Here is an 18,519-nt window from a genome sequence, read left to right as displayed (position 1 = left end):
TGATGTATGAATAAAGTATACTGCAATAATAGAAAAAAAACAATATTCCCATGAATAGTTTAACTATTCGTAAAGCTTACTCCCGAAAACATGCTTCTCCAAGTTTGAAAGTCGCTTTAAAATATCGAAGTTTGTACTATTTGCTGTTGGAGCAGGAGCAACCGCCGATTTGCGGCTTGAGTTTGCCAGCTCTTGCTTTAAGCGCTCATTCTCTTCTTCCAGGGAAGCGATTTTTGCAGTGAATGTGTCATAATCTTCACGAATCAGATCTAAAAACTGATCTACTTCGTCAATGTTATAACCTTTCATGCTCTTTTTAAATTCTTTTTCCAATATATGGTCAGCTGTTAATTTAATATCCATTATTCCTCGTCCTTCCATCACGCTACTTCTTTGGTTTATTATAGCATAGGTCTGACAAATGGGACGACTACATATCTTCTAGTTGTCGAAAAATTTTTCATTTTTTGTCGAAAAAATTCTTATTTCTTTTAATATCTAAACGGCTTAGCCTTTTCTGCCAATTTTTCCGCTGATTTTGAAGCTGTGTTTCTTTTTGAAATGGGATTTCAGGAAGTAAATTATTCCCTATTTCCGTATAAATATACGCCTGCTCATAGTCTTTTACTTTATGTTCATATAACATGGCAAGTTGTTCATATGCCTGCAGCTGTTTTCTGACAGGGATGGCTGGAAGAGCGGTCTGGAATGATTGAATCGCTAAATCCGTTTCACCAATCCGCTTTAATTCATACGCTAAATAGAAATGGGCATAGCCGGTATCTTTTGCTTCGAAATGTGTTGTAACTGCCTGCAATATTTCCGTACTTGTTTGCCGTTTCTTCAAGTCGCCGAACCATTTTCCGATATTCGTATACGTTGTTGCCGACTCCGTTGATATATCATCAAACAATAAGTTCGTCGAGTGAATATACAACGTAATCAAGGACAGTAAATCCCATTCATTGTGAAGCAGTACTTTCATCAGCGTTTCCGCATTCCCGCTCTTAACGGCATCAAAATAAATAATCGGTGCTAAATGACCCGGTATATCCCCAATTCGGTCAAAGCCAAGCTTATCCTGCTCTACTTGCGTAAGCTTCATACGAGATAGATCATCTTTCCAAAGTCGTTTCGTACTATGCAGCAAGTCAATTTGCCGCAGTGACTTCAGCGGCGGCAAAAATTGCTGGTTCAACGTCCAGCGTACTTGGAGCTGCGGCCAGTCGAAACTTTTTCCGTTATAGGAAACAATCGTTACATTCCGCTGCCATAGTTTCGATTCGAAAAGAAGTGCCGCTTCATTCGAGGGGTCCGCCAATACATACTGCGTCAGCGTAAAACCTTCATCATCCGCTTCCAAAAAGCCGAGAAGGAAAATATGCGTACCTGCGCCTTTTAAACCGGTTGTTTCTGTATCAAAAAACACAATTGTTTCATCACCGCTAATGGCAAACGGATGATCTTCGGCTTGCAACTCCCAGCGCATTAAGGAAGGAAACAATTCCCCAAGCTTGTAGTCGCCATGCTTATAATCAAATGGATAATGCACTTCCCTTTTAAAAAGCATGCCGAATTCATTTTCCACCAGTTCAAGCCCTGCCTGTTGCCATTGTTCACTGTAAAATGGCGGTTCCGGTTTAATGAACTTTGGTTTTTCTTTTTTCTGCTCCGTTTTTTTGCCTAGCAGTTTTTTCATTTGCAATAGCTTATTTTCATACGACATGTTCTCACATCATTTCGTTAATTAAAATATTCAATACTTTCATCACTTGTTTTTTATTTTCTCCTAAACTATCCTGCGCACCGATGCATGAAGGACACCCTTGCTGACATGGACAGTTTTCTACATGCTGTGCCGTTCTTTCAAGCAGTGACAGTAAAACATCATACACACGTTCACTTAAACCGATACCACCTGGGTAACTGTCATAAATAAACAATGTCGGTTTTTCATTATGAACCGCTTTTACTTGCGGGACAACGGAAACATCCGAACGGTCACAGTGGATGAATAACGGGATAAAACTTCCCATTGCATAGGCTGCCCCTGTCAGTGCGTCGGTCAGTTGCTCTTCCGTCCAGTTATTCGGTAACTCAAAGCTCATCCATGTGGCATTTGTATGCATCTCCATTGGAGGAATTGAAATCGGACCAGAACCGATATTGTCATGTGTATTAAAACGGATTTTCTTAAAGATGGTCGGAATCGCTAAAATGCTTACATCGCCGTAGCTTACTGTCGAATTTTTAAATGGTGCCGATTTATCTTCACTTAACACTTTCAGCTCGACCGCCAAATTCGCATCTGTAAAGTAGTCGACATCCACTTCCCGGACGAAAGCCTTTTTCTCTTCCCAATCCAATTTTTCGACCTGAAACTGTATCCCTTGGTGTAAATAGATCGCTTCTTCATGCAAAAGAGTCATTGCACTGTAAGTATCCATTTCGCCGATCACTTTCGTATTTGCAGGAGTTGAAATATCAATAATGACAACATTTTCCTGTGCTGCAGAGCGCAGTGAAATTTCATGTGCCGGGAATCTGTCGCTCATCCAGTGCCATTTCGTGCTCGTTCGGACAAGTACACCCTCTTCTTCTAAATACGCTAACAGTTCCTGAACTTCATATTCCCCATACGTATCTTCCATCGAAAATGGCAGTTCAAATGCCGCACACTTCAAATGCTCCATTAAAATTAACAGATTTTCAGGATTAATACGCGCTTCTTCTGGTGAACTTCCTAATAGATAACTAGGATTTTGGACAACATATTGATCCAATGCCGTCGATTGCGCAACATATACAATGAGTGCTTCATCCTGACGTCTTCCTGCCCTGCCCGCCTGCTGCCACGCACTCGCGATATTCCCCGGGTATCCGGTCATTATACATGCCTGCAATTGGCCGATATCGACACCCAATTCAAGTGCATTCGTACTGACGACCATCTGTATCGATCCTGTCCGTAAACCTTTTTCAATCTCCCGCCGTTCACTCGGCAAATAACCGCCGCGATACCCTTGTATCGATTCGTCCATAATTTTTTTTGCTGTTAACGACTTTAAATACGTCACAAGCATTTCCACACGGACTCTTGATTTCGCGAAAATAATCGTCTGAATACCCGCTTCAAACAAGCGCTTCGAAATATCGCGCACTTCAAGCACTGCACTTCGTCTTACACCAAATGTCGGGTGGACGATCGGCGGATTGTAAAATATAAATGTTTTCTTCCCAACAGGCGCACCTGATTGCTCGATCAATTCATGCTTACTGTTTGTCAGGCTTTCCGCCAGTTCTTTAGGGTTTTTGATTGTGGCACTCGTACAAATAAAAATCGGATTGCTTCCATAAAATTCGCAAATCCGCTGAAGTCTTCTTATAACATGTGCGACATGCGAACCGAACACACCTTTATACGTATGTAACTCATCAATGACAATGTACTTCAAGTTTTCAAAAAGGGATACCCATTTCGTATGATGCGGTAAAATGCCTGAATGCAGCATATCGGGATTGGTCATGACGATATGGCCGGCTTTCCGGATTTTTTGGCGGATGCCCGGTGCAGTATCTCCATCATATGTGTAACTTAAAATATCCTCATCCATCAGTTCAATCAACTCATTAAGATCTGATTTCTGGTCCTGTGCAAGCGCCTTTGTAGGAAACAAATAAATAGCTCGACTTGAGCGGTCTTCTAAAATTTGCTGTAATACCGGCAGATGGTAGCAATACGATTTTCCCGAAGCTGTCGGTGTAATCGCAGTAAAATGTTTTTGCTGTTGTGCATAGTCGAACGCCTGGCGCTGATGGATATAAAGCTGCTCAATGCCGCGCCCGTGCAATGCTTTAATGATCGATGGATGTAAATTAGACGGGAAATCTGCGTACTGTGCCTGCTTTTCATCAATCGTATGCATAGCGACAATATTCTGTTTCATTTCCTCATCGTATTGCCACTCGTCGACAAGTTGTGAAATGGTTCTTTTCTTGCTAAGCATCGCCTTCACCTTCCTCAATCTTTGTTGCGAGTAGCTTCAATGTGTACTGGGCAGATTGAATCGACTGAATAAACCGTTTTTTGCTCGTACCTTTAAAGAAAGACTGTACAACAAATTGTTCCATCGCATCGACTGCGTGGTCAATTTGCTGTACGTATAAATTTTTTGGGTGCTGGCTTTTTATCCAATTTGTCGCATGCTGCTGCCATTCGTGAATACGTGTGTGGACGTCATCGACATGCGGCTTGACCTCATGGAAAAAATCGGGCTCCCTGTCTAAACGTCGCATTTCCTGAAAACGGTGTAAACACGCATCACATTCTTCTATTAATTTGTATGTTTCATCTATTAATTGCATAAAGTGCACCTCGAGTAATTTCATCTGTTTTAACCATGCAGCGCAAATTACCGTATTTCACTGCAAAAGTTACTTTTTATTGATCTTTGCCCATTCAGGCTAAAGTATATTTGTTCTTAAGTGTATCAAATTCTCCTCGTTTGCACTACTTATATGCGAACAGGCATTCTTTACTTGACTCTTTGTTTCTGCTAAGCTAACTTTTTGATAAACAGTGAGTAGATTGGTTAAATGCTCCACTTTCATTCTTAATTGCTCGCGTTCCATTTGCAGTGATAATAATGTTTGTGCCATTTCAACTTGTTCGATTAAGCGTGATAATTTCGACATATAATGCCCCCTTTTCCACAATGATTCTTTCTTTTTTTACGGAATCCTTGTCATGTGGCAAAAATAGTGTCCATTCGCTAAAAGAAGTTATATTTTGCATAGCTTTTACAAAATTATTAACGGGTACATTGTTTGTGATACACTATTAACGTATTATTTCTTCCAGGAAAGAAGGTGATTCCATGGTGATTCGTTATCCAAACGGTAAACTCTATGAAAATGCGCCAAAGATTGAGAAAAATAAAGAATCTGCCAAATCTCAACCGAGTGCTAAAGAAAAAAATAAAAGAGTCGTCAATTACAGTAACCGTGGAAAAAGCTTAGAAGATGACCTAAATGAAACAAATATGTTTTATTTACACAGGAATATGGCAAATATACACAAGAAACCTGTTCCTATACAAATCGTCAAAGTAGATTATCCGGCTAGAAGTGCTGCTGTCATTAAAGAGGCTTATTTCCGCACACCTTCAACGACGGATTATAATGGCGTATGGAATGGATACTACATTGATTTTGAAGCAAAAGAAACGGATAGTAAAACATCCTTTCCATTAAAAAACATTCACCCTCACCAAATGGATCATATGCATTCGGTGACAAATCAACGAGGAGTTGCGTTTTTCATTGTACGATTCAGCACGTTAAACCGTAATTTTGTCATTTCGTATCATGTTGTGGCAAAATGGTTTTCAGCAATGGATGAAGGGGGAAGAAAATCTATACCAATCGCCGTATTCGAGCAGGATGCCTTCGAAATTTCCGAAGGTTATTTACCGAGGCTCGACTATTTACAAGCGGTAAAAAAGTTAATCGCAAACAACAATGTTTGTGAAAGTGAGGAGAAACAACGTGACGGAGAATAGAAAAACACGCGAACAGATTAAGCGCGAACGTCAACAAAAAAACAAAAAATCCAGAAAACCGAAAACTTCTGCTGGGAAATGGATTAAGCGCATTGTTTTAGCAATCGTTTTAATTGGGGTAATTGGTTTCTTAAGTGGTGCTGCATTATTTGGCTACTATGTGAGCAAAGCACCGGAACTGGATGAGGATGCATTAAAGGATCCGATCTCATCGGAATTTTATGATATAAATGGCGAACTTTTTGCTACTATTGGTGCAGAAAAACGAAATTATGTTAAATATGAAGATATTCCACAGCAGATGATTGATGCGATTATTGCAACAGAAGATGCACGATTTTTCGATCACTTCGGTGTAGACTTGTGGCGTCTTGGTGGTGCCGTACTTGCCAACTTCCGTGATGGATTTGGTGCACAGGGTGCGAGTACCATTACTCAGCAAGTTGTAAAGAACTCATTCTTTACCAATGAGAAAAAGCTGGAGCGTAAAGCACAGGAAGCTTGGCTCGCAATCAAGCTGGAACGTGAATATAGTAAAGAAGAAATTTTCGAAATGTACTTTAATAAAATCCTAATGTCAGGTAGAATTCATGGCTTTGGTACAGCAGCGAAAGAATTTTACGGAAAAGAATTAAGTGAACTGTCATTGGCTGAATATGCTCAATTAGCAGGGATGCCGCAAAGTCCAAACAATTATAACCCGTACAAAAAGCCGGACCGTGCTAAAAAACGTCGTAATATCGTTTTAGGTTTAATGGTTCAGCACGGGAAAATTAGCGAAGCGGAAGCGGAAAAAGCGAAAAAGGAACCTATTACTGGCGGGCTCATTCCTGAAGAAGAGCGTGTAGCTAACAGTACAACGAAATACCCGGCCTTTTTGGATGTCGTTTTAGCAGAACTTGAAAAAAATGGTGACAGCGAACTGACTTCCGAAGGGATCAAAGTTTATACAACGCTAGATCCAAAAGCACAGACGACTGTAGAAAATTTAATGAACAATGATAGCAACTTCCCTACCGAAGAGATCCAAGCCGGTGTTGCAGTCATCGATACACCAACAGGTGAAATTCGTGCAATTGGCGGCGGACGTAATTATACAGGTGAATTTAACTATAACTTTGCCTACGATATGACAACACGCCAGCCTGGTTCAACTTTAAAGCCTTTAATTGATTACGGGCCAGCAATTGAATATTTAAAATGGTCGACTGGTCAAACAACGGTCGATGAAAAGATTACGTATTCCGGTTCTGATCAGGTAATCGGTAACTGGGACGGCCGCTATTTAGGCGCGATGACAGTGCGTGAAGCGCTTTATACATCTCGAAATATCCCGGCGGTGAAAACGTTCCGCGAAGTCGGTCCTGAACGTGCGAAAGAGTTTTTAGGCAACTTAGGGATTAAATCAAGCGGATTGACAGAATCGGAAGCACTTGGTGGAGGACGCGTCAATATTTCTCCTGTCCAAATGGCCGCTTCCTATGCAGCATTCGGCAACAACGGTACTTATAATAGTCCGCACGCCATTACGAAAATTGTTTTCCGTGATGGAAAAACGTCAAAATCATTTAAACCGGAATCCAAAAAAGCGATGAGTGATTATACTGCTTATATGGTAACGGATATTTTACGTGATACAGTTAGTAATAAACGTAATGCATCTGCGCCGCGTGCAGCAGTAGCAGGCGTTGATATCGCAGGTAAAACCGGTACAACTAACTATGGATCAGATGAATTTGAAAAGTTCAATTTAAAGAGTGGCTCAGTACCGGATACATGGTTTGCCGGTTATACTACAAACTACTCGATTGCGATTTGGGGCGGGTATTCACAGCGTAAAGATGCCATTACAACTTGGGAAGAGCGCTGGTTGCCGCAACAATTGTTCAAATCGATCATGACGGATTTGAATCAGTATAACCCGTCGTCATCATTTAAACAGCCAAGCAGTGTCGTATCGGCTTCAATAGTCGTTGGATCAAATCCATTAAAGCTGGCGAATGAATATACACCAGCTACACAAAAAGCGACAGAACTATTTGTTAAAGGAACGGAGCCAACTGAATATACAGAGGAATTTGTTCCTCAAAATTTAGATGCACCTACTGGTTTACAGGCATCATTTAATGATGCTGCACAACTTGCAGATATTTCTTGGTCTCATTCTTCACTTAACGGTTCTGGTGAAGATACAGATCCTGTCACATTTGAAGTTTCAATGAAAGTAGATGGCGGTCCGGCAACAGTCATTTCGACGACAAGCGCAACCGCTATTCAAGTACCGAACATTGAACGAGGGAAAGAATATACATTTACAGTTACAGCCATTTCGGGTGATTTACGAAGTGATCCGGCTAGCGTTGGACTATACGTAGACGGAAATACAACACCAGAGCCTGAAGATCCAAATGACTCCATTGAAGATCCGAATGATGCAGAACAACCGGAACAACCGGGTAACGGGAATAACAATGGGAATAACGGAAACGGCAATAACGGAAATGGTAACAACGGGAATGGCAATGGCAATAACGGGAACGGCAATGGCAGCGGTAATACAGAAGAGCCAGATGAGCCAGACCCTGAGCCATCACAACCAAACCAGCCAAGCCCACCGACTTCTGGTGGTGAAACAAGACCGGAAGACCCGGAAGACGATTAAACTAAAAAACATCAATTTTTCTCTTAGAGGGAAAAATTGATGTTTTTTCTTTATGAAAAGCCGCATTTATTTTTTTATTCTCAGTCGTGCACAGCGCTTTTTCGTTTCTTTATAAAGTTCGTCCAATTGACGATAGCATGCATATTGTCCGGGACGTGCTTTTATAAACTGCAGACGCTCCATTCCGTTAATTGGCATGAGCTCGTACTCACTTTGCACAGAAAACGGTGTCTCAGTCATAGAACCACTCACAATAAACTGCTCAAAATGTTCGATTCCTTCCACCATGAATTGCTGGGCTGATCCATCACGTCGTTCATGGGCTGCATGAATCGTTTCACGCAAAGTTTCCCATTCACCGTACCAAGCGTCCACCACTTCTTTTGAAATTGCCTCTTGTTGAACTGAAATCATCATATTTTTACCAAACCTTTTTTCAAACGTTTTTGCCCTTCCCGACAGTCATCCAATAACGGACATGACCCGCAGCCGGGATTTTGAGCTTTACAATGATAACGACCAAAGAAAATAATTTGATGATGCGCCCGGCTCCATCGTTCTATCGGCGTCTTTTTCATGATCGTTTCTTCTACTTCCAGCACACTGTCTTTCCACCGACAAAGTCCTAATCGTTTCGAGACACGCTCTACATGCGTATCGACAGCCATCGCAGGAACATCAAAGGCAACCGACAAGACAACATTGGCTGTTTTACGGCCGACACCTGGCAATGTGACAAGTTCTTCACGTGATGCCGGAACCTCCCCGCCATATTCATTTATAAGACGGGCACATAATAATTGAATATTTTTCGCTTTGTTTCGGTAAAGGCCAATTGAACGAATATCACTTTGGAGTTCCTCAAGCGAAACATTTAAATAATCCTGAGGTGTTTTATATTTTTGAAATAATTCTTTCGTCACTTTATTGACGAGGACATCCGTACATTGCGCAGATAATAATGTCGCAATCGTCAACTCAAACGGATTGTCATGCACTAATTCACAATGTGCATCCGGAAACATCCGATCCATCTCATCTAAAAAGTGATTCCATTTTGCTTTTGTTAACATAAAAGTTTTGGTGTCCTCCTATTCTCGCTCCTCTAACCAATTATAGAAAGAAACTTTCTCCGTTTTCTGCACTGCTTCTTGCTGATGTACCGGTTGAACCGGGGCAGCGGTCATTGTATTTTTACGGTATTGCTCACTATGTTTTTCAATTTGTGCAAGTGTTTTTATGTTGCGCTTCTTCCACTCGATCAAAATACGGTCAATGTAGCGTAAGTTTACTTTATCAGCAAGTACTGCTTCTTTTAAGGCGGCTTTTATAATTTCGGGACTATGTTGATCCAAGTCCATCCACATGCCGATTGTTTCAATTTCCATTGGGGATAGCAGACGTCCCAGCTCTTGTTCAAATAGCTGGAAAATTTTCGCCTCATCCAATTTGTTGGCAGTTGAAACCTGCTGTTGTGCTTTTGATTGCAGCAGATCGAGCAGTCTTTCCCATAGAGGATAAATTGAATATTTCTCGGCAAGGCGGCCAGAATCATCAGTGCTTTGAGATATTTCGACAAACCCTTTTTGCATCAGGCGTTGTATGATTTGAGAAATAGCGGTCAATTGGAAATTTGTCCGCTGCATTAAATCATTTGGTGTCGGAAAGTCGATTCCTTCCTGTTCGAACGTTAATAAATGTAGAATGATCAATGCTTCGTCATCTTGTATGTTCAATTCGCTATAATGTTTAAAGAATAATTGTGGAATAGTAATTTGTAATTGCTCCGTCCAAACGCGGATTCGATTAAAATTTTTAGACATCGTTGAATCCCCCTTTGTGCGCTCGTAACGACAAAACGCCCGGCAAAATTCCGGACGTTTTCTCGTTGTATAGATTAAGTTCTTCACCAAAGTATAACGTTGATTTCCATTCCGGGTCGGACGCTTTCCAGGGGCACGAGGCCAACACGATGTTGGTTACAAAAGCGTTGCCATAGGACGTGGCGTTTTTAGCTTTTGTTCCTAGTCTCAGGCAACGTGCTTGGCCCCTAGGAGTCGCTTCCCCTTCATTCCAATCAACGTTTGATGGATGACCATTACTTATGGATATAAACGGTTTAATAAACGTGGGAATGGGATGGACTCACGGATATGTTCTGTTCCGGAAATCCATGCAACTGTACGCTCTAACCCTAAGCCGAAGCCTGAGTGAGGTACTGCACCTTGTTTACAAAGATCTAAATACCATGCATATGCATCCATTGATAAGTTATGTTGTTCTAAACGTGATTTCATTAGCTCATAATCATAAATACGTTCAGAACCACCGATAATCTCACCATATCCTTCAGGAGCGATTAAGTCTGCACATAAAACGACATCATCGCGCTCTGGGTGTGGCTGCATGTAGAACGGTTTAATACCGATCGGGTAGCATGTGATAAATACCGGTTTGTCGAAATGGTTGGCAATTGCTGTTTCGTGTGGCGCACCGAAGTCATCGCCCCACTGAATATCATCAAAGCCTTGCTCATGTAAAAACTCGATTGCTTCATCGTAAGAAATACGCGGGAATGGTGCTTTCACGTTTTCAAGTTTTGAAGTATCACGGCCTAGACGCTCTAAATCAAGCTTACAGTTTTTCAGAACAGATTGTACGATATGTGATACGTATTGTTCTTGTACTTCCAAGCTCTCATCATGCTCAACGAATGCCATTTCAGGCTCGATCATCCAGAATTCGATTAAGTGACGACGTGTTTTAGATTTTTCTGCTCGGAATGTAGGACCGAACGAGAATACTTTTCCTAATGCCATTGCAGCAGCTTCCATGTAAAGCTGACCTGATTGAGACAAGAATGCGTCTTCATCGAAATATTTTGTGTGGAACAGCTCTGACGTACCTTCAGGTGAAGAACCTGTTAAGATTGGCGGATCCATTTTTGTAAAGCCATTCTCATTGAAGAATTCATATGTTGCACGAATGATTTCGTTACGTACTTTCATGATCGCATGTTGTTTACGAGAACGTAACCATAAGTGACGGTTGTCCATTAAAAATTCTGTACCATGCTCTTTTGGTGTAATTGGATAATCTTTCGCAGGACTGATTACTTCGATACCTGTAACATTTAATTCAGCTCCGAAAGAAGAACGCTCGTCCGCTTTCACTTCACCAATAACATACATTGAAGTTTCCTGTGTCATGCCTTTAGCTACTGCGAAAAGTTCTTCGCCTACTTCTGCTTTTACAACTACGCCTTGTGCGAAGCCTGAGCCATCACGTAATTGAAGGAAAGCTAATTTACCGCTAGAACGTTTGTTAGCCAACCACGTACCAATTTTTACTGTTTCGCCAATATGATTTGGCATATCTTTAATCATAATTTTTTTCATAAAGTCCAAGTCCTCCAAAGCTTATGTTGCAAGGACGCTTAATCTTGCCATTTTGATTTAACAAAGGCATCGATTCGGCGAACTGCTTCTTCTAATAATTCTAAAGATGTCGCATACGATAAACGTATTGTCGCTGGTGCACCAAATCCTGAACCTGGAATGACCGCAACATTTGCTTCTGTTAATAGTGCCGATACAAAATCATCCACTGAAGTGTAGCCTGTTTTCTCGGCTGTTTCCGAAACATCCGGTAATAAGTAGAAAGCACCTTGTGGCTTTAATACTTTCACACCAGGAATTGCTGCAAGTTTCGGGAAGATCGCTTCTAAACGTGATTCAAACGCTTGTCTCATCTTTTCTACTGCATCCTGCGAGCCGTTATATGCTTCGATCGTTGCATATTGTGCTGTTGTTGTTGCATTTGAAGTAGAGTGAGATGCTAAATCCGTCATCGCTTTAATGATTGTCGCGTCACCAGCTGCATAGCCAATGCGCCAACCTGTCATAGAGTGAGATTTTGCAACACCGTTCACAACAATTGTACGTGCTTTCACTGCGTCTGAAACTTCCGCAATTGAATAATGCTCTATACCATTGTAAACAAGCTTTTCATAAATTTCATCTGAAACGATTAAAATATCCTTTTCTTCTGCAACTTGTGCAAGCTCAGCCAATTCTTCCTTCGAATAAATCATACCAGAAGGATTCGACGGCGAGTTGATAATTACCGCTTTTGTTTTCTCAGTAACGGCATTACGTAATTGCTGCGCTGTAATTTTAAAGTTCTGTTCCTGTGTTCCTTCTACATAGACAGGAACACCGCCAGCAAGCTTCACTTGCTCAGGATAAGATACCCAGTATGGAATTGGGATAATTACTTCATCGCCCTCATTTAAAATAACTTGGAACAATGTATACAGAACGTGCTTTGCTCCGACACCAACGATTATCTCATTTGCTTTGTATGTAAGATTATTGTCACGAGCCAATTTATCAATGATCGCTTTCTTTAAAGCAGGTAACCCTCCAGCAGGTGTATATTTTGTCAGACCAGCATCCATCGATTGTTTTGCTGCATTTAAAATATTTTCCGGCGTATTAAAGTCCGGCTCCCCTGCACCTAAACCAATAACATCAATACCTTGCTCCTTTAACTCTTTCGCTTTAGCTGTGATTGCCAAAGTTGAAGATGGTGTTAAAGTCTTTACACGATTTGCCAACAATTGTTTCATGTTGCTCTCTCCTCTACAAATTCAATATGCGTTTCCACCATTGCCCGTCTTCAAATAGAAGATAGACATAATTCAAGCTGCCGGATTCACTTTTATAGGTAATTTCCCATACTGGACCCGGCTCCTCGAATCCTAACTTCATATGAAGAATCTCTTTCGCAGCAGTATCTTCCTGAAAAACAGACAACGCCTGATCTTCGGTGATGCCATCTGCTATAAATACTTCCTGCATTGAATTCTCATCTAAACTCATCGGGACGAAGACTGCTTTTTCCTTCCCATACTCATCCACTCCGAAAACAGTGACATATGGCTTATTCCCATTGTAAACATAGGAATCATCAACAACAGCAAGTGCTTTCGTTTCCAGCGCAAAACTTTCCGCCTTTTGTTCTATTTCACTAAACGGTGCATTGGCCTTCCAAAATACAAACACTGAAATAACAAGCGACAAAGATAAAATAAAGACAACCGAAAAGATAATCCAGTTTTTCATAACTGCACCTTACAATCCGATGTATTTGTTTGTTGTTTAAAGTTTTGTTTCATTTTTGTCAACCTGCTTTCCTTCCTCATCGTTTTTCATTATACCAATTTCCTAAGCTTTGCACCATACTGTGTAGAGGCAGTTTTTGTATAGAAATTGGCGGTAATGACTCGATAAACTGCTGTCCGTATGATTTTGTTTCAATCCGGCGATCCAAAACGATAAATACCCCTTTATCATGGCTCGAACGGATCAATCGCCCGAATCCTTGCTTGAACCGGATAATGGCATCCGGCAGCGCAAGTTCTGTAAAGGAATTGCGTCCCTGCTGTGTTATATAATTGGCCCGCGCTTTAAAGGCTGGTTCTTCCGGTGAAGAAAACGGCAGCCGCACAACGATGACAGCAGACAGACCGTCTCCCGGTACATCGACCCCTTCCCAGAAGCTGTTCGTTCCGAATAATACGGAATGATTAAACTTCTGGAAAGACTTTAATAACCGCATACGGCTTCCGGATGTCACACCTTGCGCAAAGATCATATAGTCGCTTAGCAATTCACTTTCCTGTATTAGATTGACCGTTTTACGAAGCATATCCTGTGACGTGAACAAAACAAAGCATCGCCCATTCGTCATGCGTACAGTATTTGTAACGGCATGTGCGACCTCTTCGATATACTCGGATTGTGATACAGCCTGAATGTCCGGCATGTCATTGACAATATACACTTCTGCCCCGTCGTAATAACTTGGGTCCGCATGCAGCTTTTCAATCGGAATTGACGGATTGATGCCAAGCTGGTTTGTTATAAAACGCTCATTACTTGGTACTGTCAATGTTCCGGATGTCCACACAATGCCGCTCTTTTCTCGGATCGGATCAAAAAGCTTGCGGATTGTTGATGTCACTTCTATCGGTTTTTTATAGAGCTGGATACTGCCCGGAACACTTCGCTGATCCAATTCCAGCCAGCATGAATAGTCAGGATCTTGACTTAGAAAGACATCATCCCACTCTGACAGTTTTATCGTAAACTCATTGACGATATACTGCCATTGCTCAATTAAATATTCATGCTCCGGCGCAAGCTCTTCCACACTTGAAGTGAACTTCCGGATTAGCTCGGTCGCCTCATCCACCCATTGCTGTACAGTAAGCGAAACTTTCATTAAAACTTCACGGCCCAGCTGCAATTCCGAAATGAAGACTTCGATTTTCTGAAGTTGCTTCGTCTGGTGATGCTGCGCTTCTTTCACCCCTCGAAGCAATGCCGTCATTGCCGTATCAAACGCGTTGACCATTTGAATATAGCGCTTTTCCAGCTGATCCAGTGTTTGATAATTTAACAGATGTTTTTTTATTGCTACGCGACGGATCTTATAAAATAGCTGTTCATCTTCCTGTATACCAATTTGTCCAAATAAATATTTCCAATTCATATAGGAGAATATTTTTTCGTGCTGATTGATTGCAGCCTGAATAAACTGATGGGCCTCATCGATTACCCAGCCGCCTAATGAATTAAAAATCTGTTCATTGCGTACGAGATCACTTAGCAGCATCGCATGGTTTGTCACAATAATATCTGCTTGGCGACTGTTTTGAATTGCACGTGAATAGAAATCGTAAAGCGGCATTGTTGTTTTCGGCAAGGCGGTCTTACGTATTTTATCGATAAGCAGCTGGCCACCGCCCGAAACATTCAGCTCGCTTAAATCACCCGTCTCCGTTTTCGCAAGCCAGATAAGCGTTTGCAGAACGGTAAATGTCTGATCATAGGAAACATCCTGTGTCTTTAGCTCTTTCTCGAATTTTTCAATATCGATATAATGGTTCATCCCTTTTAATAAAGCCATTTTAACCGGCTGGCCAAGCGCCTGTTCCAATAATGGAATGTCATTTTGCATAAGCTGATCGAGCAAATGGGAAGTATATGTGCTGATCCCGATTTTCTGATTCGTTTTCTTAGCATAATAAATCGATGGCACTAAATAACCCATCGTTTTACCGATCCCTGTTGATGCTTCAATGACATGTTCCGCATTAGTATTGAAAGCCTGCCATATGCTGTCCATCATACGAAACTGCTGCGGGCGCTCTTCAAAATTAGGAATCCCTTTCAATAATAAGGCCATTTTTTCTTCAGTCGTTTGCGGGTAGGCAAGTTGGTCCCCATCACTTTTGGGCGTCGGAGCCATTTTACGGATAGCAATTTTACGGTAAAAGACATGACCTTCATCCGTTAATGCTTTACTGCGTTTTATGACAAGCGCATCAAAAAACAGCTGGGACAGGTCTGTTCTCAAACGGAAAGAACGTTTATGCAATTGCTCCAAAGTAATGAGCGGCAATGTTAACAGCTCTTCCCAGCAATGTTTCAACAAATACGCTGTCGCAAGTGCATCATCATCCGCACGGTGTGCACTCTCCAGCTCAATATGAAACTCATTCGCCAAATCTGCTAATTTATAGCTTAGTGACATCGGGAATAAAATTTTTGTCAGTTCAACTGTATCGATTTTCTTTCCGTGCCATTTCGATATACCGGCACGGTTAAACTCCGCCTGTAAAAAGTTCAAGTCAAAATCTGTATTATGGGCTACGAATACGGCCCCTTCCAGCAACTCATAAATATAATCCGCATATGCTTCAAACGGCAGCGCATCTTTTACATCTTCGTCTGTAATATTCGTTAAATCCTGTATGAATAACGGAATCGGTTTTCCCGGATTAATAAATGTAGAATATTTTTTAACGATTTCCCAGCCTTGCATAATTACAATGGCGATTTGAATCATGCGGTCGCCGCTTGCAGGAGAATGGCCTGTTGTTTCAATATCGACTATCGCATATTTTTGACTTTCCTTCATTTTCTTCAACTCACAGTTCAAGTAATATAACGGCATTTTATCATACTGGAGGTAATGCGGTCATGTAATTGGATAGCGCTGTCCCAATGTCACGCTGGAATGCTGCTACCGTAAATATTGAGTCATTGCCGGTATATGAACGTTCTAGAAGTTCTAATATATTTTAAAATCTTCTAATAAAATTTAATTTGTTCCAATAAAATGGCGATTTTCTAATATTACCGCTAACTGTTCTAATAAAAGTCCAACTTGTTCTAATATCATTCCCAGTTCTTCAAATATCCGACGCAAATTTTCTAATATCCCCTCAAATGTTCTAATATATCCCGGCAGACCTCTATCCTATTTAAAGACAAAAAAACCTAGTGCCGCCACAAGGGACAACACTAGGTTAATATACTATGTATAGGTGTGCAGGGGCTCATCTCCCTGCACAATTCAAAAGCTTCCCAGCAAATCCGTGCTGTTGGTGGAGGCTTTTGTTGTGAAGACTAAATCTTCACCGAGGTTTTGGCACCTAATACATAGAATACAATAATATAAAGAATCATTCAACAAGATTAATCAATTAAATTTGAACGATTTCCGAAAATTCCTTTTAACATTGGTGGCGTAACTAATGTTGTAATAATAATTACGATTACCATCGGTGTATAATCTTCAGCCGGCAGCAATCCGCTTGATAATCCCATTGCTGCTAAAATCAGTGCAACTTCACCACGCGAAACCATTCCTGCACCAATTCCTGAAGAAGATCTCCAGCTGAAGCCAGCCAATTTCGCACCAAGACCAGAACCGATAAGTTTTGATAAAATTGCCACGATTGAGAAGATAACTAAGAACCAAATATTTTCTGTAATCCCCGCAAAAGTAACGGATAATCCGATACTAACGAAGAAGAACGGCACGAAAATCCCGTTCGCAATCGGTTCAACTTTATGCTCGACTGTGTCTTTAAACGGTGTTTGACCAATCGCAATACCAATAAAGAATGCTCCAATGATTGTAGCGATACCAAAGTAATGTTCACCTATGTATGCTAACGCAAAACATGCAATAAGCGCTCCGCTTAAAATTGCTTCCGTAACTTTCAAGCGACTAAACAAGCGTAAGAACGGTGGAATAACCCATTTCATTACAACGAATAATAAAACAAAGAACAATACTTTACCGCCGATTAACATAGGAATCGATACATCGTCTCCTATTAAGAAACTCATGGCTATTGCAAGTAAAACAACAACGATAATGTCATCCAATACTGCAGCACCTAATAATGTAGAACCTTCCTTACTTTTCAGCCAGCCGATCTCGCTTAATGTCTGAACTGAAATACTTACTGATGTAGCGGCTAAAGTCAGTCCGATGAAAATTGCCTGACCTTGAGTAAGACCAAATGCCAATGCTAACGGATAACTCATTGCAATCGGTAATATGACACCGCCGATAGCTACGAAGATTGCCCCCTTCATATTTGCATTCAAATCTTCCAGATCAGTTTCTAAACCAGCTAAAAACATTAATAGAATAACCCCTATTTGACTGAATGTTTGCATAACTTCGCTATCAACAATCCAGCCAAGCATTGCAGGTCCGATAATAATACCGATCAGGATTTTCCCGAGTACTGATGGCTGACCTAAACGTACTGTTAAATGCCCTGCAATTTTTGTCGCCAATAGCACGATAACTATTTGAAAAATAAACATAGTATCCCCCTTTTACTATACAAAAAGGCATGGTTCAGCCAGTTTGACTGACTCCACCATGCCTACTACGTATTGACTATTTTTATTTTAAATAAAAAAAATTTAAAAAGCAATGATATTGTAATAGAATTATAAAATTTTATTATATTGCTAGAAAAACCCCGGCAATACTTCCCGCTGAAAATACTGATTTTTCCTAAGCCATACATTTAAAATATGTCGATGTGTCAGCAGCTTTCTCCGTGAGGCATGCCTTCTTTGCGCTTCCTGCAGACTTTCGAGCAATATACGCGTCTCCGTCATACATTGTGCCGGGTCGGTAATAACTTTCAATGCCGGACTTATTAACCCGTGTTCCTGCAGTAGTGCCAGCACTTTAGCAAACTGTTGACCCATCGCAATATAGTTTTCTTCTATATTAAAATCAATACATTGATATAACGTATTTTCCACTTCTTTTTCTACAAGCTCCATTGACTGATTTTCCATATGTCACCTCATGTTGGAATTGTATACAACAAGTATAGTAGAATTCAGCTCAATAAAAAAGAAATTGGATTGAAAAAAGCTACGGGGCATCTCATCTGCACCGTAGCAA

General features: G+C 41.0%; 16 protein-coding genes. 2 read left to right on the top strand and 14 right to left on the bottom strand.

The window, feature by feature from the left end; all coding sequences use genetic code 11:
- Positions 1–63: 63 nt before the first annotated feature.
- The 5 genes from gpsB to MKY51_RS06120 form a co-directional block, all read right to left on the bottom strand.
- Complete coding sequence (gene gpsB, locus MKY51_RS06140) at positions 64–363, bottom strand: cell division regulator GpsB (RefSeq protein WP_079528712.1); 300 nt, start codon at positions 361–363, stop codon at positions 64–66.
- Between the two features lie 97 nt (positions 364–460).
- Positions 461–1,726, bottom strand: coding sequence for a ribonuclease H-like domain-containing protein (locus tag MKY51_RS06135; protein ID WP_339175916.1), 1,266 nt, complete (start codon positions 1,724–1,726; stop codon positions 461–463).
- Positions 1,727–1,730: 4 nt separating this feature from the next.
- Positions 1,731–4,007 (bottom strand): DEAD/DEAH box helicase, encoded by a 2,277-nt coding sequence (locus MKY51_RS06130; protein ID WP_339175915.1) that lies wholly within the window; start codon positions 4,005–4,007, stop codon positions 1,731–1,733.
- Entirely contained in the window at positions 4,000–4,365 is a 366-nt protein-coding gene (locus MKY51_RS06125; protein ID WP_339175914.1) for a YppE family protein, read from the bottom strand. The genes MKY51_RS06130 and MKY51_RS06125 overlap by 8 nt, the downstream gene beginning before the upstream one ends.
- A gap of 99 nt (positions 4,366–4,464) precedes the next feature.
- Positions 4,465–4,695 (bottom strand): molecular chaperone, encoded by a 231-nt coding sequence (locus MKY51_RS06120; RefSeq protein WP_339175912.1) that lies wholly within the window; start codon positions 4,693–4,695, stop codon positions 4,465–4,467.
- Between the two features lie 182 nt (positions 4,696–4,877).
- Between MKY51_RS06120 and recU the strand changes: the two genes are divergently transcribed.
- Positions 4,878–5,561, top strand: a complete 684-nt coding sequence (gene recU, locus MKY51_RS06115) for a Holliday junction resolvase RecU (protein ID WP_339175911.1) — start codon at positions 4,878–4,880, stop codon at positions 5,559–5,561.
- Complete coding sequence (locus MKY51_RS06110) at positions 5,548–8,223, top strand: PBP1A family penicillin-binding protein (protein WP_339175910.1); 2,676 nt, start codon at positions 5,548–5,550, stop codon at positions 8,221–8,223. Before recU ends, MKY51_RS06110 begins: the two co-directional genes overlap by 14 nt.
- 66 nt (positions 8,224–8,289) lie before the next feature.
- On the opposite strand, the gene MKY51_RS06105 is transcribed toward MKY51_RS06110, so the two are convergent.
- The 9 genes from MKY51_RS06105 to MKY51_RS06065 all read right to left on the bottom strand — a co-directional run bounded on the left by MKY51_RS06105 (position 8,290) and on the right by MKY51_RS06065 (position 18,410).
- Positions 8,290–8,640, bottom strand: a complete 351-nt coding sequence (locus MKY51_RS06105; RefSeq protein ID WP_339175909.1) for a YpoC family protein — start codon at positions 8,638–8,640, stop codon at positions 8,290–8,292.
- Positions 8,637–9,296 carry an endonuclease III gene (nth, locus tag MKY51_RS06100; RefSeq protein ID WP_339175908.1) on the bottom strand — a complete coding sequence of 220 codons (660 nt, stop codon included), beginning with the start codon at positions 9,294–9,296 and terminating at the stop codon, positions 8,637–8,639. Before nth ends, MKY51_RS06105 begins: the two co-directional genes overlap by 4 nt.
- A gap of 18 nt (positions 9,297–9,314) precedes the next feature.
- Positions 9,315–10,046 (bottom strand): DnaD domain-containing protein, encoded by a 732-nt coding sequence (locus tag MKY51_RS06095; protein ID WP_339175906.1) that lies wholly within the window; start codon positions 10,044–10,046, stop codon positions 9,315–9,317.
- A 279-nt stretch (positions 10,047–10,325) separates the two neighbouring features.
- Positions 10,326–11,621, bottom strand: a complete 1,296-nt coding sequence (asnS, locus tag MKY51_RS06090) for an asparagine--tRNA ligase (RefSeq protein WP_079525914.1) — start codon at positions 11,619–11,621, stop codon at positions 10,326–10,328.
- Between the two features lie 38 nt (positions 11,622–11,659).
- The gene (locus MKY51_RS06085; protein ID WP_339175904.1) at positions 11,660–12,853 is read right to left on the bottom strand and encodes a pyridoxal phosphate-dependent aminotransferase; all 1,194 of its coding nucleotides are present in this window, start codon (positions 12,851–12,853) and stop codon (positions 11,660–11,662) included.
- A 13-nt stretch (positions 12,854–12,866) separates the two neighbouring features.
- Positions 12,867–13,349 carry a DUF5590 domain-containing protein gene (locus MKY51_RS06080; protein ID WP_339175903.1) on the bottom strand — a complete coding sequence of 161 codons (483 nt, stop codon included), beginning with the start codon at positions 13,347–13,349 and terminating at the stop codon, positions 12,867–12,869.
- Between the two features lie 76 nt (positions 13,350–13,425).
- Positions 13,426–16,212 carry an ATP-dependent DNA helicase DinG gene (dinG, locus tag MKY51_RS06075; RefSeq protein ID WP_339175902.1) on the bottom strand — a complete coding sequence of 929 codons (2,787 nt, stop codon included), beginning with the start codon at positions 16,210–16,212 and terminating at the stop codon, positions 13,426–13,428.
- Between the two features lie 560 nt (positions 16,213–16,772).
- Positions 16,773–17,921 (bottom strand): cation:proton antiporter, encoded by a 1,149-nt coding sequence (locus MKY51_RS06070; RefSeq protein ID WP_339175901.1) that lies wholly within the window; start codon positions 17,919–17,921, stop codon positions 16,773–16,775.
- A gap of 150 nt (positions 17,922–18,071) precedes the next feature.
- Complete coding sequence (locus tag MKY51_RS06065; RefSeq protein ID WP_339175900.1) at positions 18,072–18,410, bottom strand: transketolase; 339 nt, start codon at positions 18,408–18,410, stop codon at positions 18,072–18,074.
- Between the last annotated feature and the right edge of the window lie 109 nt (positions 18,411–18,519).

The sequence above is a fragment of the Solibacillus sp. FSL R5-0691 genome (assembly GCF_037974225.1).
Classification (GTDB): Bacteria; Bacillota; Bacilli; order Bacillales_A; family Planococcaceae; genus Solibacillus.
This window is presented reverse-complemented; position numbering and strand designations above follow the sequence as displayed.